We start from the raw sequence: 18,528 nt of genomic DNA, 5'->3' as shown, positions 1-18,528 counted from the left end.
CGAACATGTATCTCGCCGGCAGCAAAGCGCGGCAAGACGAAGGCAGCACGGCGGTCCACCCTCAGGTGGGCCGCCGTGCGGCTGGAGTCGGCAGCACCGCGATCGCACTCGGAGCGGTGAGCCTGCTCACCGATCTCTCCTCAGAAATGGTCACGGCGGTCCTCCCGCTGTACCTCGTCATCGGGCTGGGCATGTCCCCGCTCGCCTTCGGCTTCCTTGACGGCCTCTACAACGGCGTCACCGCCTTCGTGCGGCTTCTCGGCGGGCATCTCGCTGACCGCTGGTCGCAGCACAAGCTCGTCGCCGGCATCGGCTACGGGCTTTCCGCCGTCTGCAAGCCGTTCCTTCTACTTTCTGGTTCCTCGACGACGGCGCTCTCTGCGACGCTGGCGATCGACCGGATCGGCAAGGGCATCCGTACCGCTCCGCGCGACGCGCTGATCTCGCTGTCGGTCGATGACGCGCACCAGGGGCGTGCCTTCGGTGTGCACCGTGCCATGGATACGGCCGGTGCGCTGATGGGTCCGCTCGTCGCGTTCGCCCTGCTGTGGTTCGTGGCGGATGCCTTCGACGCGGTCTTCATGGTGAGCTTCTGCGTCGCCACTCTCGGCGTGATCGTGCTCATCGCGTTCGTGCCGGGGCGCAAGTCGATGCCGGTCGGAGCGCCGCGTCCGACGCTGCGAGAGACGCTCGGCCTCCTGGCGGAGCCGAAGTTCCGTCGGCTCCTGATCGCTGCGACGATCCTCGGGCTCGCGACGATCGGCGACGGTTTCCTGTACCTCGGTCTGCAGGAGCGGCTGCAGCTCGACGTCGCGTTCTTCCCGCTGCTGCCGCTCGGCAGCGCCCTGGTCTACCTTCTGCTCGCGGTGCCGATGGGCAAGCTCGCCGATCGCATCGGTCGTCGACTCCCGTTCCTGCTGGGCAACCTCGCCCTGGTCGGCGCGTACTCGACGCTGCTGCTGCCGATCGAGGGCCCGATCCTGCTCGTGATGCTGCTCGCGCTGCTCGGTATCTTCTACGCAGCGACCGACGGTGTGCTGATGGCCCTCGCCGGCCCCGACATCCCGCGGGAGCGCCGTGCCGGCGGTCTCGCGCTGCTGCAGACAGGGCAGGCCACCGGTCGGCTCTTCGCCGCGGTCATGTTCGGTGCTGCCTGGACCTTCTGGGGCGTGGCGACGGCGCTCGCGGCCGCGGCAGTCGTCCTGCTGCTGGTCCTGATCGCCGCAGCCGTGCTGATCCGGCCCGAGCCGCGCGTGCAGGAGGTCGCCGAATGACCACGGAAACGGATGCTCTCGCGCCCGACGTTACGGAGCCGGCACCGGAGACCGAACCCGACGGGCGCTCGCTGAAGAAGCGGCTGTTGCTCGTCGGTGTCGCGGCGCTCGCGCTCGCGGCCGTCGGCATCGGGTACACCGTATGGGCCGGTGCTCGTCCTTCGGACAGCGCGTACGCGTCGGGGGATGCTGCGCCGGCGAGCGATCCCGGCCTCTACCTGCACGACCAAGGCGGCTATGTCGTGCTCCAGGATGGTGGGGGAAAGGTCAGTGTCGACGACGGTTCGACGACGCCGGCGCGCACCGGCACGGGTGTGGACTGCCTCCGCTTCTACGCGGCTGGAGAGAACGCCGTGTGCGTCCGTCCGCAGGGCGGGCTGAAGCCGATGACGACCGTGGAGATCATGGACAGCGGGCTCAAGGTCAAGGAGACGTTCAAGTTCGAAGGCGTGCCGAGCCGCGCGCGGGTATCGCCGTCCGGGAAGATGGTCGCGTGGACGGTGTTCGTCACCGGCGACAATTACGCCGGGACGAACTTCTCGACGAGGACGGGTCTGTACGACGTCGACTCGAACTATCTCGTCGACTCCATCGAGGAGATTCAGTTGTACATCGACGGCAAGCGTGTGCGCCGACCGGATGTGAACTACTGGGGCATCACCTTCGCCGCCGACGACAACACCTTCTACGCGACGGTTGCGACCGGCGGGAAGACCTATCTCGTCAAGGGCGACTACGAGAACTGGACGGCGACAGCCGTGCGGGAGAAGGTGGAGTGCCCGTCTCTCTCCCCGGATGAGACCCGGTTGGTCTTCAAGAAGCGCGTCAACGAGGGCGTCGAGGATCCCTGGCGTCTGTACGTCCTCGATCTGGAGACGATGCAGGAGAAGCCGCTCGCCGAGGATCGGAACGTCGACGATCAGGCGGCGTGGCTCGATGACGATACGGTCGCATACATGATCGACGGTGACGTCTGGTCGGTGCCGGCCGACGGCAGCGGTGAGCCGAAGCTGATCGCACCCGATGCGACGTCGCCCGTCATGGTCGGCGGCTGACGCGCGTCCGAGAAGGCGGTGTCTTCGGGCACCGCCTTTTCTCGGACCGGCTACCTTGCGTTGCATGCTACCTTGTCATGCATGACAGCGGACGTCGGTGCGCAGATGCGCAAGGGAGTGGTCGAGTACTGTGTGCTCGGACTCCTCGCGCGCGAGCCGATGTACGGCTGGCAGCTCGCCGAAGCGCTCACCGCGGCCCGGCTGATCGCCAGTATCGGCACGCTCTACCCGCTGCTCGGTCGGCTGCGTGACAACGGATGGGTCAGCACGTTCGACCTCCCGTCGGAAAGTGGTCCGGTGCGCAAGTACTACCGGTTGACGGATGCCGGCACCGCCCAGCTCGCGCATTTCCGTGTGCAGTGGACGCCGTTCGCCCGGGTCGTCAGCGGGCTCGTCGGAGAGGGATAGACATGTCTGAGAACGAAGCCGCCCGGCAGCGCGAGGAATTCCTCGCCCGACTCGACGCCGCGATGCGCGACGTGCCGCACGGTGTTGCCATGGACATTCGCCGCGGGATCCTGGACGAGCTCGAGGGGCTTGACGCAGATGCCACAGCGGAGCGCATCGCGCGGCTCGGTGATCCGATGCTGATCGCCAGGGAGGCTCGGATGGGCGGTGCGGATGCTGCGGCCCCCGCGCCCGTTGTCGTAGCGGCGGAGTCAAGGGAGCCGATGACGCAGACCCGCGGGTTCGCGATCATCGCCGCGCTCAGTTTGGGTTTCGGCGGATTCCTCATTCCTGTCGTGGGTTGGGTCATCGGCGCCGTGCTCGTGGGCCTGAGTCCGCTGTGGAGGCGAGGGGAGAAGGTCGTCGCGCTCGTCGCCCCATTCGTGGTCGTCGGGCTCTCGGCGCTGATCATCTCCCTGCTGTCGGGGTTCGGGTCGAGCGGATCCACTAGCGACGCCGCCGGCGCTCTCGCGACGCCTGCTGCCAACAATCCGTTGGTGCCGACCGGGTACGACCTGTGGCACAGCGGCTTCCTCTTCGCGTTTCTGCTTCTCCCAGCATCCGGTCTCTGGCTCCTCTGGCGCCTCCGCGGCCGCGCCGCGCGCTGAACCGGCCGCGCCCTGTTGCACTTGCAGGACAAATGCACGGATGTCGGACGAAAATCGTGAAATCGTCCGACAGGTGTGACAACGTCCTGCAGGTGGCACGCGTGGCCGCCCAGGGAAGACCGGTTCGTCCTGAATCGGCGCGCTGAGTCCGAGGTCGGCCGGCACCGCCGTAGCCTGAGGGCATGTCACGGGTGGGGGGTCGAAATCTCGCAGTGAGCTGGGTGGCCGGCATCCTGTGCGCCGGCGTGATCGGCGGCCTGCTCTGGTTCGCTGTTCCGATCGTGCCCTCGCTCGTGGAGCTCGCCGGCGGACTTCTCCGAGACGCCTTTCCTTGACCGAGGCGCATGGGCCGGATGCCGCGGAATCACGCCGATTGCCGACACGTCGGCACGCCTCCTGGCCCGTGTCTGTCTGCGGCGGTACCCTCACACTGCACACTTCCCACGAGAGGCGCACCCCATGAGTGACCCCGACGTTCCCAAGGACGATAAGCCGAACGACGTGAACGACGTCGTCGACAGCGCGAACGCCGGTCTCGCCGAGGCCGAGGCGGCTCGCGCCGACCTCCCCGACACCACCGCGGACGCTGCTCCCGACGCGCATGCCGACCCCGACCTCGCCGCCTTCGAAGAGGCCGAGCGCGACTATCCCGGCACGTTCGCGGCTGCTCAGGCAGCCGAAGCGGCTCGGGTCGACGCAGAGACATCGGTCGTCGACGACGTCAGAGTCACCGAGACCGAGGTGTACGCCGTTCCGCACGTCCACGAGGAATCGGCGATGGCCGGTGCCGCCTACACGGCACCTGTGGCGAACGACGCCGAGACGCGCGTGGTTCCCTCGGAACCCGTGCTCTCGCCGGTTCTGCAGCAGCCGATCTTCGTCCAGGCGCCAGAAGCGCCTCGCGAACGCGGCAACCGCGGCACCGCGGCCGGAATCGGCCTTCTGGCGACTCTCAGCTTCGCGGTCCTGTATCTCGGTGCCGCCCTCGGCTTGGGCGCGATCGCGGGTGACGTCACCGGTGCGAACATCGGCGAAGCGGCGCTCGCTCCACTGACCACATGGGGCTTCTGGGTGCCCGTCGTCGTCTTCTTCATCGGCTTCTGGTTGCTCGGCGCGATCATCAACCGCGGACGCTGGGGCCTGTGGGTGGTCCTGGGAATCCTCGTCGGACTCTTCGCATACGCCGGGCACATCCTCGGTCAGCTGTTCGAAGCCCCCTTCTGGACCCTCACGGCAGCACAGGGCAACGCGCTCGTGGGGGAGCAGTTGCTCGCCCCGCTCGCGATCGCGGCCTTCGTGTTCGCGCGGGAGCTCACCATCTGGTTCGGCGCCTGGGCTGCACGCAGCGGCGCTCGCAAGACCGAACTCAACGCCGAGGCGCAGCGCGAGTACGAGCGAACCCTCGAAGCCGGTCCCACCCTTTCGAGGTAGTCACGAACATCACGACGCCGAACCCCCGCGGATCCGATTCCGCGGGGGTTTCGGCTGTCCTGGCGCTGACGCTTTCAACGGTGAGCTTCTTCGCGCTGACCGTGTTCGGTCTCGGAGCCATGAGCGTTGCGACGGACACCGACATCATCGCGGTGCCGGGGCTCGGCCAGTCGCCGGGAATCGTGGGGATGCTGGCCGCACTCGTCGTGTTCGCCACGACTCTGAGCACTGCGCTGCGGCGCCAGCATCCGACCTTCCTCGCCGCACCGGTGACGGCGCTGACGACCGCGCTCGTGCACCTGATGGCGGTGTGGTTCGCCACGCTGGTCTCGAGCGGCGACCTCGTGATCGCCACCGTCGTCGCCGGCGGCCTGGTGCAGGGCGGCCCGAGCCTGGTGCTGCTTCTCGCGGCCGCGATCGCGGCCTGGGGCGGCATCGCTCTGCGGCGTACGCGCGCCGAGCATCCGCGCTGGCCGTGGGAGCGCGACGAGGACGAGTGACTGGCGCCCTGAGACCCGCGCCGCGGCGCGATGCGGGAAATCAGGAGGGGGGAGCCCCACGCGCCGTACCCTGGAGACGTGGAGCGCTCATTGGAGACGCAGGTGGATCAGGCCGTCGAGGCCTGGTTGCGCTGGGTGCCGCGCTGGGAGCCGGCGACCCACCGAGGGCGCGTCGCGCCCTGTCGCCGCTGTCTCGGCTCGCCCATCCTCTCTGCGGCCGGTATCGGCGGGAACGTTCCGCACGGTGTGCAGCATGGACTGTCGACGCGCATCAAGACCATCGTCGACCACGCGGTCGCCGATTACACGGCTCGCAACCTCCCGATGCTCCAGCACGAGCTCGACCAGCAGGCGGAGCGCAACCGGGCGCGTAGCTACCGTCCGGCCGAAGACCTTGCGCCCGAATTCGACGGTCTTCCGCTGGATCCGGATCCGGTGCCCGGAGCGCCATTCCTGTTCACGATTGCCGGGATGGCCGACGACGCTGCGGACGAGTTGCCGCCGCTGCCGCCGTTGACCGACGAGGCCAAGGCCGCGCTCCGGCAGGAGGTCGCCCTCGCCGACGAGTACGCGAACATGGTGGGGCGCGAGATCTGCGGCATCCTGCTGCGGCATCGGCTCTACATCCAGGCCGCGATCTCGCAGCACGTCGAGCCCCAGATCGAAGCTCTGCTCGCCGAACTCACCGAGTCGCTCGATTCGCCGTTCGACCCCGACGTCTCGTAGCGCCACTCGCCGAAGAAGTCCGTAAGCCGTGTATCGGCTGTGAGGTGACGGTTTCGGCTAGGTGTGTCCGAATGCCAGTCACTATCGTTTTTCGATAGATATACGTCGATCTTCGATAGGGGCATCATGCAACCGCGCGTCACCTTCCTGCTCAAGGCTCTCATCGCCGTCATGCTGCTTCTGCTGCTGACGAGCCAGGTCGTCGTGATCCCCGAGGTGGCGCGCATCACCGCGATCCGCAACCCTGACGTCGCGCACCTCGAACTCCCCGGCATCGTCGGGTCGGTCGTGTTCCTGCTGCTCATCGAGGTCACCCTCATCTGCGTCTGGCGGCTGCTCTCGCTTGTCCGGGCGGAGCGGATCTTCAGCCCCGATGCGTTCCGCTACGTCGACGTGATCCTCGGGGCGCTCATCGCGGCGGGTGTACTCATCAGCGCCTCGTATGTCGTGATCCTCGCGAACCGTGCCGTCTCCCTTCAGCTCACGCTTCTCGCCGTCCTCGGTGTCGTCGTCAGCGCCGCGCTCGCGCTGCTCGTCGTCGTGCTGCGGGGTCTGTTGCGCAAGGCGCTCGAGCTCGAGCAGGACCTGGCCGAGGTCGTCTGATGCCGATCGTGATCGACCTGGACGTGCAACTCGCGCGCAAGAAGATGAGCGTGCAGGAGTTCGCGGATGCCATCGGCATCACCCCGGCCAACGTCGCCGTGCTCAAGAACGGGCGTGCGAAAGCGGTGCGCTTCACGACGCTCGAGGCCATCTGCCGGGTGCTCGAATGCCAGCCGGGGGACATCCTGCGCTGGGTTCCCGGTGATGACGCGGATGAGGAGAGATGATGACGACGACGATGTCGGTGCCGGCGGCGACCGGCTGGGGGGAGAGCGTCGCCCGGCGGCTGCTCGATGACCACGCGTGTCCGGTGTGCGTGCAGGGACCGCTCTCGGGCGGGTACTGCACCCATTGCGGCGCAGACCTGACAGGGCAGATCGGCACCGAACTGTGGAATGCGTCCGTCGCGGCGGCCGAGCAGATCCGCGCACGGGACGCGCTCCTGCATCGTGTGCCGCGCGTACGGCCGGCCCTTCTGAAAGCGGTGCACGCTGAGTCCGGACTCGTGGTGCCGCCTCCGCCGGTCGCCGCGACTCCCGCCGCTGCCGCCCCGACCCCGCGGAACAGTGCAACCCTCCAGTCGGTCCTGGCGACCGCCGGCGCCGGCCTCTTCGCGGTGGCGGCGATCGTCTTCACCTACTTCAACCCCGACCTCGCCGATCGCGCGGTCCGCGGCGTGGTCACGGGCCTGATCACGCTGCTCTTCCTCGGCGGTGCCTGGTTGCTGGCGCGGCGTCGACTGCAGTTCTCTGCCGAGGCGGTGGGCGGACTCGGCCTGGTTTTCGCCGGCCTGGACGTGCATGCCGCCGTCCAGCTCGCCGCTCCGGGGGCGAACGCCTGGCTGACCGCTGCTCTCGTGACCGCGGCGGCAGCCGGAGTCATCCTGGCAGCGGCGCTGCGCTCGGGGATTCGGATCTGGCTGTGGACAGCTCTGGTCTCGCTGGCGGTCACTCCGGCGATGCTCGGATATGCCGCTGATGCTCCGCTCCTCATCGCGCTCGGTCACGTCGCAGTCGCGTTCGCGGCGGCAGGGATCGTGGAGATGCTTCCGCGGTTGGCGGCGCGATTCCCGCGGGCGGTTAGTACAGATGCGGATACGGATGCGGACGCCGATACGACGGATCCGGATAGGACGGATGCCGACACGACGGATACGACCGCCGTGGCCGGCCGGGGGAGTGGCGGTGCGCCGAGGCGTCCGCTGACGGCAGAGCGCACGACGCTGGTCGCCCTCCAACTGCTCGCCGTGCTCAGCGCGCTGGTGCTGACGCTGCGCCTTCCGTCCGCCGACGCGACGGCCTTCGCGTTCTCGGTGAGCGGGGTGCTCGCCCTCGTCGCCGCGCATGCGCTCGTCGCCTCGCGGCAGGCGCTGACACGACTGTGGAGCTTCGCCGCGGGCGCGACCGCCGCGACCGCCCTGACCGTGGGTGTCTACGGCGCGAACCAACCGGCCGTCGTCGGAGGCGCCTGGTTCCTTGCCATCATCCCGGCAGCTGCGGCCGGCGCGCTGGTTCTCGTCGGAGGCCTGTTTCCTCTGCCGAGACGGACTCGGCGCGGTTTCGTCGCGGGTGGCGCGCTCACCGTACTGGCGGCGGTCGGTGCTCTGCCGCTCCAGTTCTCCGTGTTCACCGGTGGTTTCACCGTGATCGACTTCCTCCGCTTCAGTGGCGGGGACGTAATGGCGGGCGCCGGGACCGACCAATGGGGCTGGGCGCCGTTGGTGGGGCTGACCGCGATGGCCGTCGGCCTCTCCCTGTTCGGCATCGTCGCGCGTCTGCGTCCCGAGATCCGGGGTCTCGCCAGAGGGACGGACACGGTGGCGGTCATGCTGGGCGTCGTCGTCATCCTGACGCTCGGCTGCCTGCGGGTGCTCCCGCTGCCGGCTGCCGTCGGCGTGCTCGCCGGATTCGCCACGATCGTCGGCCTCGCGCTCCGGACTCTCCCTTCGCTGCGCCAGGCCCGCGGGGGCCTGCGGCTGCCTCTCCTGATCGGCGCGCACCTCGCGATCCTGGTCTCGGTCATGATCGCGTGGCGCGATCTCGCGATCGTCACACCCGCCGGGATGGCGAGCATCGTCGCGCTCGCGGCCGTCGGCGCCGCGTGCGCCCGGGGGATCCGCTTCCTGCATGTCGGTCTCGGGTTCGGCTACGCGCTGGTCATCACATCGACCGCTCTCTCGCAGGCCGGTGTCGGCGGCATCGCGCTCCTCTGCCTCACCGCATCCGCCGGGCTCGCCGTGGCGATCGCCGCGACCTACCTGCCGCGCATCGGAGCACGCGCCTGGCAGGCGGTGCTCGTCGTCGCTGCGGTGCCGTTCGGCCTCGGGGTCGTCCAGGTGATGTACGAGCGCAGCGGGTGGACCGCGGTCTCGACCGGGCTGATGTTCGTCCTCGCCGTCTCGCTGCTGCTGACCCGCCGCCCGGGACTCACACCGGTCGTGCGCACTGCGGCCGCAGGAATGCTGGTGCCGACCCTCGCCGTCGTGATCGTCTGTCTCGGCGCGCAGATTCTCGCCGCCAGCGCGTCGCCGGTGACGCTGCCCGTCATCGCCGTGCTGGTCGCAGCGGTGCTGCCGTCGACCACGCTGATCAGCGAGGCGCTGGCGATGCACGGCATCGGTGTGCGGGCATCGGGTGCTGCGCGGGTGGCGATCGAGGCGTCGGCTCTTCTCACGGGGGCGATCGCGGTCGGCCTCGCTCTGGTGCGGGATGCCGCAGGACTGGGGACGACCTTCCTGGTGCTGCTGATCCTCGGCATCGGAGCCGTCGCGAGTGCCGTGTTCACCGGTCGTCGCTACGCGTGGTGGGTCGCGGCGGCTTCCTTCACCGGTGCGCTCTGGTGCGTCTGGGGTCTGATCGGCGTCGATCTGCTCGAGGCCTATCTGCTCCCGCCGGCACTCGGTGCCGCGATCGTGGCGGTCGTGCTCACCGCCCGTGGTCGACGGGCGACCGGCCTGTACGCGGCGGGCCTCGGCGCAGCGATCGCGCCGCTGCTCGCGGCGCTGGTTCTCGCCGACGCGGATGCGGACACGATCCCGTGGCGTGCTGCCGGACTGCTGGCCGCGGCCTGGGTGCTGCTCGGACTCGCCCGATTCCTCGGCTCGGCGTCCGCGAAAGCGATCCGGTTCCGGCGGCTCAGGGTCCTCCGTACGTCGACGTTCGGCGCTGCGGGCCTCGCCGGCCTTGCCGGCACCGTTCAGGGCATTCGTCTCGGACTCGGCGACGACGTCGCCGACCTGCACGGCGCGATCCTGTTCCTCGTCTGCTTCGGCGTCAGCGCCGTCGGCGCTCTGGCGCTCGCCGCCGCCGGGCACGGCATCCGGCTGGCGTCTCCTGAGGGATCGCGGAGACGGACCACGCGCTGGTTGCAGGCTCCCGCGGCATTGGCCCTCGCTGCCGGGACCTGGTGCGCCATCGAACGCGACTGGTTCTCGATCTGGGCGATGTGGGCGCTGATGCTCGCGTACCTGTTCGCCGTCGTCCTCGTCGCCGCGCGCGGAGTGCGCACCGCGATGCCCCCGGTGTGGTTCCTGTTCGCGCTCGCGTTCGTGACGGCGATCGTGGCCTGGAGTCCTCGAGACCTCCGCGTCGAGTGGTTCTCCCTTCCGCTGGGGGCATTCCTGCTGGTCGCGGGCGCATGGGGCATGCGGTCGGATGCCCCGGCGCACGTGGCGGCAGCGGGGATGCCGGGGGACCGGCCGACGTTGAACAGCTGGCCAGGACGCTGGACGGGATCGTGGGCACTGCTGGCGCCAGGGATCGTGACGATGATGATCGCATCCATCGTGTCGACCTTCACCGATCCGCTCACCTGGCGGGCGATCCTGGTGATGGTGCTCGCGCTCGCCGCGATCCTGGTCGGCTCCGGCCGGCGACTGGCGGCGCCCTTCCTGCTGGGGCTGATCGTGCTGCCGATCGAGAACGTGTTCGTGTTCACCGTGCAGATCGGTCGCGGCATCGAGTCGATGCCGTGGTGGATCACGCTCGCCGTCATCGGCGCCGTCCTGCTGATCATCGCCGTGACCGCAGAACGACGCACCGGAACGGAGAACTCGATGGCGGCACGCATCCGGGATCTGCGCTGACGCGTGGACCGCGACCGTCCGCCCATTTGACCGCCAGGTTACGCACCATTACACTTGGCCAGGTGTGTGCACGTCTTGACGTGCGCGCTGGGCGTCGGCACCATGCCGGTCCGCCTCCACGGCATACCCACCACACCAAAAGCTCGCCGATTCCGGCGTGCCGGTGGGGCATGATGTGAAATCCATCACGCTGTCACCGTGCAGCACTATGAGGAGAGAACGTGCCAACCATTCAGCAGTTGGTTCGCAAGGGTCGCTCGCCGAAGGTCACCAAGACCAAGACGCCTGCCCTGAAGTCGAACCCGCAGCAGGCCGGGGTCTGCACCCGCGTCTACACCACCACCCCGAAGAAGCCGAACTCGGCGATGCGCAAGGTCGCTCGTGTGAAGCTCCGCAACGGGGCCGAGGTCACCGCCTACATCCCCGGCGAGGGCCACAACCTGCAGGAGCACTCGCTCGTGCTCGTCCGCGGCGGTCGTGTCAAGGACCTCCCCGGTGTCCGTTACAAGATCGTCCGTGGTGCACTCGACACCCAGGCCGTCAAGAACCGTAAGCAGGCTCGTAGCCGCTACGGCGCGAAGAAGGGTTAAGACCAATGCCTCGTAAGGGTCCAGCCCCCAAGCGCCCCGTCGTCAACGACCCGGTATACGGCGCTCCGATCGTCACCTCGCTGGTGAACAAGATCCTCGTCGACGGCAAGAAGTCGCTCGCCGAGTCGATCGTCTACGGCGCCCTCCGCGGCGTCGAGGCGAAGAACGGCGGCCAGGACGCGGTCGCCACCCTCAAGAAGGCGCTCGACAACGTGCGCCCGACCCTCGAGGTCCGCAGCCGCCGCGTCGGTGGCTCGACCTACCAGGTGCCGATCGAGGTCAAGCCGCACCGTGCGAACACTCTCGCGCTGCGCTGGCTCGTCAGCTACGCCAAGGGCCGCCGTGAGAAGACGATGACCGAGCGTCTCCAGAACGAGATTCTGGATGCCTCGAACGGCCTCGGTGCCGCGGTCAAGCGTCGTGAGGACACTCACAAGATGGCCGAGTCGAACCGCGCGTTCGCTCACTACCGCTGGTAAACCCTTCGGCAGGCTCGGTGACGCACCCGCGACGCCGAGCCTGCCGAACACCCCACTCTTCGCAGTACAACTGCTCACCAAGATAAGGACACTCCTGTGGCACAAGAGGTGCTCACCGACCTGAGTAAGGTCCGCAACATCGGCATCATGGCTCACATCGATGCCGGCAAGACCACGACCACCGAGCGCATCCTGTTCTACACGGGTGTCAACCACAAGCTCGGCGAGACGCACGATGGCGCCTCGACCACCGACTGGATGGAGCAGGAGAAGGAGCGCGGCATCACGATCACGTCTGCCGCCGTGACCTGCTACTGGGACAAGAACCAGATCAACATCATCGACACCCCCGGTCACGTGGACTTCACCGTCGAGGTGGAGCGTTCGCTCCGCGTCCTCGATGGTGCGGTTGCCGTCTTCGACGGCAAGGAGGGCGTCGAGCCCCAGTCCGAGACCGTCTGGCGCCAGGCCGACAAGTACAACGTTCCGCGCATCTGCTTCGTCAACAAGATGGACAAGCTCGGCGCCGACTTCTACTTCACAGTCGACACGATCATCAACCGCCTCGGCGCGAAGCCGCTCGTCATCCAGCTGCCGATCGGCGCGGAGAACGACTTCGTCGGTGTCATCGACCTCGTCGAGATGCGCGCGCTCGTCTGGGCCGGAGATTCCAAGGGTGACGTCACCATGGGTGCCTCCTACGAGATCCAGGAGATCCCTGAGGACCTCAAGGAGAAGGCGGCCGAGTACCGTCAGCAGCTCCTCGAGACCGTCGCCGAGACCGACGACGTGCTGCTCGAGAAGTTCTTCGGTGGCGAAGAGCTGACCGTCGCCGAGATCAAGGGCGCGATCCGCAAGCTGACCGTCGCATCCGAGATCTACCCGGTGCTGTGCGGCTCCGCGTTCAAGAACCGCGGCGTTCAGCCGATGCTTGACGCGGTCGTCGACTACCTGCCGAACCCGCTCGACGTCGGTTCCATCCAGGCGCACGACCCCAAGGACTACGACACGATCATCGAGCGCCACCCCGACGCGAACGACCCGTTCGCGGCGCTGGCGTTCAAGGTCGCGGTGCACCCGTTCTTCGGTCGCCTCACCTACGTTCGCGTGTACTCGGGTCACCTCGACTCCGGCTCTGCGGTCATCAACTCGACCAAGGGCAAGAAGGAGCGCATCGGGAAGATCTTCCAGATGCACGCCAACAAGGAGATCCCGGTTCCCTCGGTCACCGCCGGCAACATCTACGCGGTCATCGGTCTGAAGGACACCACCACCGGTGACACCCTGACCGACCCGGCATCGCCGGTCGTCCTCGAGTCGATGACGTTCCCCGAGCCCGTCATCGAGGTCGCCATCGAGCCGAAGACCAAGGCCGACCAGGAGAAGCTGGGTGTCGCCATCCAGAAGCTCGCTGAGGAGGACCCGACCTTCCGCACGGAACTCAACCCCGAGACCGGTCAGACGACCATCAAGGGCATGGGCGAACTGCACCTCGACATCCTCGTCGACCGCATGAAGCGCGAGTTCAACGTCGAGGCGAACGTCGGCAAGCCGCAGGTGGCGTACCGCGAGACGATCCGCAAGGCCGTCGAGAAGCACGACTACACCCACAAGAAGCAGACCGGTGGATCGGGTCAGTTCGCAAAGATCCAGTTCAACATCGAGCCGCTCGATCTGGATGCCGACAAGACGTACGAGTTCGTCAACGCCGTCACCGGTGGTCGCATCCCGCGCGAGTACATCGGATCGATCGATGCCGGTTTCCAGGACGCGATGAACGTCGGCGTCCTCGCCGGCTACCCGATCGTCGGCGTCAAGGCGACCATCGTCGATGGTGCGGCGCACGACGTCGACTCCTCGGAGATGGCGTTCAAGATCGCCGGATCGATGGGCTTCAAGGAGGCGCTTCGTCGCGCCAGCCCTGTGCTCCTCGAGCCGCTGATGGCCGTCGAGGTCCGTACTCCTGAGGAGTACATGGGCGACGTCATCGGCGACCTGAACTCGCGTCGTGGCCAGATCCAGTCGATGGAGGATGCCGCAGGCGTCAAGGTCGTCCGCGCACAGGTTCCGCTGTCCGAGATGTTCGGATACATCGGCGACCTGCGCTCGAAGACCTCGGGTCGCGCCGTCTACTCGATGGAGTTCCACAGCTACGCTGAGGTTCCCCGCGCGGTGGCCGACGAGATCGTCCAGAAGACCAACGGCGAGTAACACTTCTGGGAGCCGGGTTCGCGCCCGGCTCCCAGGTCCCCTACAACTTCACATTCCCTCTCTACTAAACTGAGAATCAAACCCGTAGAGAACCGGTCACAATCCAGTGCCCGGCACCCTCTACACGAACGTCCTGAGGAGGACCCAGTGGCTAAGGCCAAGTTCGAGCGCACCAAGCCGCACGTCAACATCGGAACCATCGGTCACGTCGACCACGGCAAGACCACGCTCACTGCAGCGATCTCGAAGGTTCTTGCTGACAAGTTCCCGTCGGCGACCAACGTTCAGCGCGACTTCGCGTCGATTGACTCCGCTCCTGAAGAGCGTCAGCGCGGCATCACGATCAACATCTCGCACGTCGAGTACGAGACCCCGAAGCGCCACTACGCACACGTTGACGCTCCTGGTCACGCCGACTACATCAAGAACATGATCACCGGTGCTGCTCAGATGGACGGCGCGATCCTCGTGGTCGCCGCCACCGACGGCCCGATGGCCCAGACCCGTGAGCACGTTCTGCTCGCCAAGCAGGTCGGCGTGCCGTACCTGCTCGTCGCGCTGAACAAGAGCGACATGGTCGACGACGAGGAGATCCTGGAGCTCGTCGAGCTCGAGGTCTCCGAGCTGCTCGCATCGCAGGGCTTCGACGAGAACGCTCCTGTCGTCCGCGTCTCGGGCCTCAAGGCTCTCGAGGGCGACGAGAAGTGGGTCCAGTCGATCCTCGACCTCATGGACGCCGTCGACGCGAGCGTTCCGGACCCGATCCGCGACAAGGACAAGCCGTTCCTGATGCCGATCGAGGACGTCTTCACGATCACCGGTCGTGGCACGGTCGTCACGGGCCGCGCCGAGCGTGGCACGCTCGCGATCAACTCCGAGGTCGAGATCGTCGGCATCCGCAACACCCAGAAGACCACGGTCACGGGTATCGAGATGTTCCACAAGCAGCTCGACGAGGCATGGGCCGGCGAGAACTGTGGTCTCCTGCTCCGTGGCCTCAAGCGTGAGGACGTCGAGCGCGGCCAGGTCGTCGTCAAGCCGGGTTCGGTTACGCCGCACACCGACTTCGAGGGCACCGCGTACATCCTGTCCAAGGATGAGGGTGGGCGTCACAACCCGTTCTACACGAACTACCGCCCGCAGTTCTACTTCCGCACCACCGACGTCACCGGCGTCATCTCGCTGCCCGAGGGCACCGAGATGGTCATGCCCGGCGACACCACCGACATGACGGTCGCGCTGATCCAGCCGATCGCCATGGAGGAGGGCCTCGGCTTCGCCATCCGTGAGGGTGGACGCACCGTCGGCGCCGGTACGGTCACGAAGATCATCAAGTAAGCATCTGCTTCCTCGCAAAGGGGTCGGGCCTTCGGGTCCGGCCCCTTTGTCGTATCCCTGAGCATGGGGGTTCCCTTTTGGGGGCGCGCCCATGCAGAATAAGTGAGAGTTGACGGGACCGTCGGCTGCAGACACCTCATAGGGGGACACATGGGTATCCAGGAATCGTTCAACGGCGCCGTCGACAAGGGCAAGGAACTCTTCGAGCAGAACCGCGACAAGATCGAAGAGGCCGTCAAGAGCGAGCAGGCCGAGGACGTCAGCGACAAGGTCCTCGACGGCGTCGCCGACTTCGCGAAGAAGATCGCACCGGGTGCGGCGGACAAGATCGATGAGATCCGCGACAACGCCGACAAGGCCGTCGGCAACGAGTAGCAGTCGGACCACACGCGTCGAACGGCGGCTCATCCCCTCGGGATGGGCCGCCGTTCTGCTGCGTGTGGCGACACTCGCGGCGAGATACTCGCGCTGAGGGCATGCTGCCCACTAACATGATGCTGACCGCCTGGGGTTCTTGCGGTCACGGATAGTCGAAGGGGTTCGGCAATCCACACTCGCGCGGCTCGCCGCGCACGATCTGGGGACGACGATTTTGGGGATCATCGTACGACGCACGCGCACTCGGCGCTTCGTCGTCTCCATGCCCGCGCAGCGGTTCGCTGCGCCCTCGATCGAGGGTCTCGACGTCCCTTCACGTCTGGATCCTCGCGTTCGATGCCTCCCCCTCGCATCGGACGCTCCCCAGGCAGGGCGAGGCATGGGGATGCCTCGCCCTGCCGTTGGGTGACACCCGGATCCACTGCGCTGCAGCGCTCGGAGGCGGCACCGAAGCGAGTGCGACACGCCCGGGTTTGCGCAAGTGAAATCAGGCATGGCAGAATAGACAGGTTCGACATTTCGGCTGTGCCTCGCGTGCGCCGGATCACCATCATGGCAGTGCATAGGCGGCGTCCTCTCTCACGAGAACGATGCAGGGATCTAGGCCGCGGGTGGCAGGACAACCCCGACACCTCCTCACAGAGGCTCTGCCGTGCGCGGCAGGCTCGGGATCCGCTTGTCGAGAGATCGGCGGGCTGACAGTAGAACAGTGGTGCAGCAGATCGACTCGCGAGTCGTTCGAGTGCCGAGGCGCGAACAGCGTCGACGTGCGTCCAATGCCCCAGGGTCACCCGGCCCAGGACGGTAAGACGCTTTATAGAGAGTGAACAGACAATGGCGGGACAGAAAATCCGCATTCGCCTGAAGTCGTATGACCACGAGGTCATCGACTCGTCGGCGCGCAAGATCGTCGACACCGTGACCCGTGCGGGCGCGACCGTCGTAGGCCCCGTGCCGCTTCCGACCGAGAAGAACGTCGTGTGCGTCATCCGGTCGCCGCACAAGTACAAGGACAGCCGCGAGCACTTCGAGATGCGCACCCACAAGCGTCTGATCGACATCGTCGACCCGACGCCCAAGGCTGTCGACTCGCTGATGCGTCTCGACCTTCCGGCTGACGTCAACATCGAGATCAAGCTCTGAGGATCGAAATGGCTGACATCAACGCAAAGATTTCCAAGGGAATGCTGGGCACGAAGCTCGGCATGACCCAGGTGTGGAACGAGAGCGGCAAGCTCGTTCCCGTCACCGTCATCGAGCTGTCCCCGAACGTGGTCACCCAGCTCCGCACGCCCGAGAAGGACGGCTACAAGGCCGTTCAGATCGCGTACGGACAGATCGACCCGCGCAAGGTGAACAAGCCGCTCACCGCTCACTTCGAGGCTGCCGGCGTCACGCCGCGTCGCCACGTCACCGAGATCCGCACGGCGGATGCTGCTGACTACACGCTTGGTCAGGAGCTCACGGTCGACGGTGTCTTCGAGGCCGGCCAGCTGGTCGACGTCGTCGGCACGAGCAAGGGCAAGGGCACCGCGGGTGTCATGAAGCGCCACAACTTCAAGGGCGTTTCGGCATCCCACGGTTCGCACCGCAACCACCGCAAGCCCGGCTCGATCGGCGCATCGTCGACCCCGAGCCGCGTCTTCAAGGGCATGCGCATGGCCGGCCGTATGGGTGGCGAGCGCGTGACCGTCCTCAACCTCACGGTGCACGCCATCGACATCGAGAAGGGACTCATGCTCGTCAAGGGCGCCGTCCCCGGTGCTCGTGGCCGCATCGTTTACGTCCGCAACGCAGTGAAGGGGGCCTAGTCCATGGCTGACTCGACTCTCGCGCTCGACGTCCTCAACGCAGACGGCAAGAAGGCAGGCTCCATCGAGCTTCCCGCCGCGCTGTTCGACGTCAAGACGAATATCCCGCTCATCCACCAGGTCGTCGTCGCGCAGCGCGCGGCAGCACGCCAGGGCACCCACTCGACCAAGCGTCGCGGTGAGGTCTCCGGTGCCGGCCGCAAGCCCTTCAAGCAGAAGGGCACGGGTAACGCCCGTCAGGGCTCGATCCGCGCGCCGCACATGACCGGCGGTGGTGTCGTGCACGGCCCCAAGCCGCGCGACTACTCGCAGCGCACCCCCAAGAAGATGATCGCGGCCGCCCTGCTGGGCTCGCTGAGCGATCGTTTCCGCGGGAACCGCATCCACGCCATCGAGTCCTTCGGGATCGACGGCACGCCTTCGACCAAGACCGCCGTGAGCTTCCTCACGAACGTCGTGTCGTCGAAGAACGTGCTCGTCGTGATCGAACGCGACGACGACGTGACGCTGAAGAGCATCCGCAACCTGTCGAACCTGCACGTGCTGACGTTCGACCAGCTCAACGCCTACGACGTGCTCGTCTCCGACGACATCGTCTTCACCCAGGCCGCACTCGAGGCGTTCATCGCTTCGAAGTCCGGTGCAACCAAGGAGGTCTCGGCATGAGCGAGCAGGCAACTGTCCTCCAGACGGCCCTGAACAAGGACCCGCGCGACATCATCCTGAAGCCGGTCGTGTCTGAGAAGAGCTACGGTCTGATCGATGAGGGTAAGTACACCTTCCTCGTCGACCCGCGCGCTACGAAGACCGAGATCAAGCTCGCCATCGAGAAGATCTTCGGCGTCAAGGTCGCATCGGTCAACACGATCAACCGGGTCGGCAAGGCCCGCCGCACCCGCTTCGGCACCGGCAAGCGCAAGGACACCAAGCGCGCCATCGTGTCCCTGAAGTCGGGCACCATCGACATCTTCACGGCCGTCGGCTGACCGGGGG

20 protein-coding genes are annotated in these 18,528 nt (G+C 66.9%); all 20 read left to right on the top strand.

Annotation, left to right across the window (positions count from 1 at the left end; genetic code table 11):
- The first annotated feature begins 5 nt into the window (after positions 1–5).
- The 20 genes from MRBLWH12_RS09865 (at position 6) to rplW (ending at position 18,521) form a co-directional block, all read left to right on the top strand.
- Positions 6–1,274, top strand: coding sequence for an MFS transporter (locus tag MRBLWH12_RS09865; protein ID WP_363548532.1), 1,269 nt, complete (start codon positions 6–8; stop codon positions 1,272–1,274).
- The gene (locus MRBLWH12_RS09860) at positions 1,271–2,329 is read left to right on the top strand and encodes a hypothetical protein (protein WP_363548530.1); all 1,059 of its coding nucleotides are present in this window, start codon (positions 1,271–1,273) and stop codon (positions 2,327–2,329) included. The genes MRBLWH12_RS09865 and MRBLWH12_RS09860 overlap by 4 nt, the downstream gene beginning before the upstream one ends.
- Positions 2,330–2,410: 81 nt before the next feature.
- A complete protein-coding gene (locus tag MRBLWH12_RS09855) occupies positions 2,411–2,737 on the top strand; it encodes a PadR family transcriptional regulator (protein ID WP_363548528.1) in 327 nt (108 codons plus the stop codon).
- Between the two features lie 2 nt (positions 2,738–2,739).
- The gene (locus MRBLWH12_RS09850) at positions 2,740–3,384 is read left to right on the top strand and encodes an HAAS signaling domain-containing protein (protein ID WP_363548526.1); all 645 of its coding nucleotides are present in this window, start codon (positions 2,740–2,742) and stop codon (positions 3,382–3,384) included.
- A 182-nt stretch (positions 3,385–3,566) separates the two neighbouring features.
- The gene (locus MRBLWH12_RS09845; RefSeq protein ID WP_341973746.1) at positions 3,567–3,719 is read left to right on the top strand and encodes a hypothetical protein; all 153 of its coding nucleotides are present in this window, start codon (positions 3,567–3,569) and stop codon (positions 3,717–3,719) included.
- A 124-nt stretch (positions 3,720–3,843) separates the two neighbouring features.
- The gene (locus MRBLWH12_RS09840; protein ID WP_363548524.1) at positions 3,844–4,815 is read left to right on the top strand and encodes an ABC transporter; all 972 of its coding nucleotides are present in this window, start codon (positions 3,844–3,846) and stop codon (positions 4,813–4,815) included.
- Between the two features lie 80 nt (positions 4,816–4,895).
- Complete coding sequence (locus tag MRBLWH12_RS09835) at positions 4,896–5,315, top strand: hypothetical protein (RefSeq protein WP_363548522.1); 420 nt, start codon at positions 4,896–4,898, stop codon at positions 5,313–5,315.
- 78 nt (positions 5,316–5,393) lie between these two features.
- Positions 5,394–6,041 (top strand): spermidine/putrescine ABC transporter substrate-binding protein, encoded by a 648-nt coding sequence (locus tag MRBLWH12_RS09830; RefSeq protein ID WP_341973749.1) that lies wholly within the window; start codon positions 5,394–5,396, stop codon positions 6,039–6,041.
- A 126-nt stretch (positions 6,042–6,167) separates the two neighbouring features.
- Positions 6,168–6,644, top strand: a complete 477-nt coding sequence (locus MRBLWH12_RS09825) for a DUF2975 domain-containing protein (RefSeq protein ID WP_363548519.1) — start codon at positions 6,168–6,170, stop codon at positions 6,642–6,644.
- Positions 6,644–6,871, top strand: coding sequence for a helix-turn-helix domain-containing protein (locus tag MRBLWH12_RS09820; protein WP_341973751.1), 228 nt, complete (start codon positions 6,644–6,646; stop codon positions 6,869–6,871). The genes MRBLWH12_RS09825 and MRBLWH12_RS09820 overlap by 1 nt, the downstream gene beginning before the upstream one ends.
- Positions 6,871–10,728 (top strand): SCO7613 C-terminal domain-containing membrane protein, encoded by a 3,858-nt coding sequence (locus MRBLWH12_RS09815; RefSeq protein WP_363548517.1) that lies wholly within the window; start codon positions 6,871–6,873, stop codon positions 10,726–10,728. The genes MRBLWH12_RS09820 and MRBLWH12_RS09815 overlap by 1 nt, the downstream gene beginning before the upstream one ends.
- 221 nt (positions 10,729–10,949) lie before the next feature.
- Complete coding sequence (gene rpsL, locus MRBLWH12_RS09810) at positions 10,950–11,318, top strand: 30S ribosomal protein S12 (protein ID WP_046013400.1); 369 nt, start codon at positions 10,950–10,952, stop codon at positions 11,316–11,318.
- A 5-nt stretch (positions 11,319–11,323) separates the two neighbouring features.
- Entirely contained in the window at positions 11,324–11,797 is a 474-nt protein-coding gene (gene rpsG, locus MRBLWH12_RS09805; protein WP_028502477.1) for a 30S ribosomal protein S7, read from the top strand.
- 96 nt (positions 11,798–11,893) lie between these two features.
- On the top strand, positions 11,894–14,008 hold the full coding sequence (gene fusA / locus MRBLWH12_RS09800; protein ID WP_341973753.1) for an elongation factor G: 2,115 nt from the start codon (positions 11,894–11,896) through the stop codon (positions 14,006–14,008).
- Between the two features lie 147 nt (positions 14,009–14,155).
- The gene (gene tuf / locus MRBLWH12_RS09795; protein WP_102191654.1) at positions 14,156–15,346 is read left to right on the top strand and encodes an elongation factor Tu; all 1,191 of its coding nucleotides are present in this window, start codon (positions 14,156–14,158) and stop codon (positions 15,344–15,346) included.
- Positions 15,347–15,496: 150 nt separating this feature from the next.
- Positions 15,497–15,721, top strand: coding sequence for a hypothetical protein (locus MRBLWH12_RS09790; protein ID WP_363548513.1), 225 nt, complete (start codon positions 15,497–15,499; stop codon positions 15,719–15,721).
- Positions 15,722–16,558: 837 nt separating this feature from the next.
- Positions 16,559–16,867 carry a 30S ribosomal protein S10 gene (gene rpsJ / locus MRBLWH12_RS09785; protein ID WP_030147986.1) on the top strand — a complete coding sequence of 103 codons (309 nt, stop codon included), beginning with the start codon at positions 16,559–16,561 and terminating at the stop codon, positions 16,865–16,867.
- Positions 16,868–16,875: 8 nt separating this feature from the next.
- Positions 16,876–17,535, top strand: coding sequence for a 50S ribosomal protein L3 (gene rplC, locus MRBLWH12_RS09780; protein ID WP_341973755.1), 660 nt, complete (start codon positions 16,876–16,878; stop codon positions 17,533–17,535).
- 3 nt (positions 17,536–17,538) lie between these two features.
- A complete protein-coding gene (rplD, locus tag MRBLWH12_RS09775; protein WP_341973756.1) occupies positions 17,539–18,201 on the top strand; it encodes a 50S ribosomal protein L4 in 663 nt (220 codons plus the stop codon).
- Positions 18,198–18,521: a 50S ribosomal protein L23 gene (gene rplW / locus MRBLWH12_RS09770; protein WP_102191658.1), complete on the top strand. Its 324-nt coding sequence runs from the start codon at positions 18,198–18,200 to the stop codon at positions 18,519–18,521. Before rplD ends, rplW begins: the two co-directional genes overlap by 4 nt.
- Positions 18,522–18,528 lie beyond the last annotated feature (7 nt).

Origin of the sequence: Microbacterium sp. LWH12-1.2 (assembly GCF_040675825.1) — a bacterium.
In the GTDB taxonomy this organism is placed as follows: Bacteria; Actinomycetota; Actinomycetes; order Actinomycetales; family Microbacteriaceae; genus Microbacterium.
This window is presented reverse-complemented; position numbering and strand designations above follow the sequence as displayed.

Coding starts and splice junctions, on each gene's coding strand:
- MRBLWH12_RS09865 (WP_363548532.1), top strand. CDS start 6: ATGTATCTCGCCGGCAGCAAAGCGCGGCAAGACGAAGGCAGCACGGCG.
- MRBLWH12_RS09860 (WP_363548530.1), top strand. CDS start 1,271: ATGACCACGGAAACGGATGCTCTCGCGCCCGACGTTACGGAGCCGGCA.
- MRBLWH12_RS09855 (WP_363548528.1), top strand. CDS start 2,411: ATGACAGCGGACGTCGGTGCGCAGATGCGCAAGGGAGTGGTCGAGTAC.
- MRBLWH12_RS09850 (WP_363548526.1), top strand. CDS start 2,740: ATGTCTGAGAACGAAGCCGCCCGGCAGCGCGAGGAATTCCTCGCCCGA.
- MRBLWH12_RS09845 (WP_341973746.1), top strand. CDS start 3,567: ATGTCACGGGTGGGGGGTCGAAATCTCGCAGTGAGCTGGGTGGCCGGC.
- MRBLWH12_RS09840 (WP_363548524.1), top strand. CDS start 3,844: ATGAGTGACCCCGACGTTCCCAAGGACGATAAGCCGAACGACGTGAAC.
- MRBLWH12_RS09825 (WP_363548519.1), top strand. CDS start 6,168: ATGCAACCGCGCGTCACCTTCCTGCTCAAGGCTCTCATCGCCGTCATG.
- MRBLWH12_RS09820 (WP_341973751.1), top strand. CDS start 6,644: ATGCCGATCGTGATCGACCTGGACGTGCAACTCGCGCGCAAGAAGATG.
- MRBLWH12_RS09815 (WP_363548517.1), top strand. CDS start 6,871: ATGACGACGACGATGTCGGTGCCGGCGGCGACCGGCTGGGGGGAGAGC.
- rpsG (WP_028502477.1), top strand. CDS start 11,324: ATGCCTCGTAAGGGTCCAGCCCCCAAGCGCCCCGTCGTCAACGACCCG.
- MRBLWH12_RS09790 (WP_363548513.1), top strand. CDS start 15,497: ATGGGTATCCAGGAATCGTTCAACGGCGCCGTCGACAAGGGCAAGGAA.
- rpsJ (WP_030147986.1), top strand. CDS start 16,559: ATGGCGGGACAGAAAATCCGCATTCGCCTGAAGTCGTATGACCACGAG.
- rplC (WP_341973755.1), top strand. CDS start 16,876: ATGGCTGACATCAACGCAAAGATTTCCAAGGGAATGCTGGGCACGAAG.
- rplD (WP_341973756.1), top strand. CDS start 17,539: ATGGCTGACTCGACTCTCGCGCTCGACGTCCTCAACGCAGACGGCAAG.
- rplW (WP_102191658.1), top strand. CDS start 18,198: ATGAGCGAGCAGGCAACTGTCCTCCAGACGGCCCTGAACAAGGACCCG.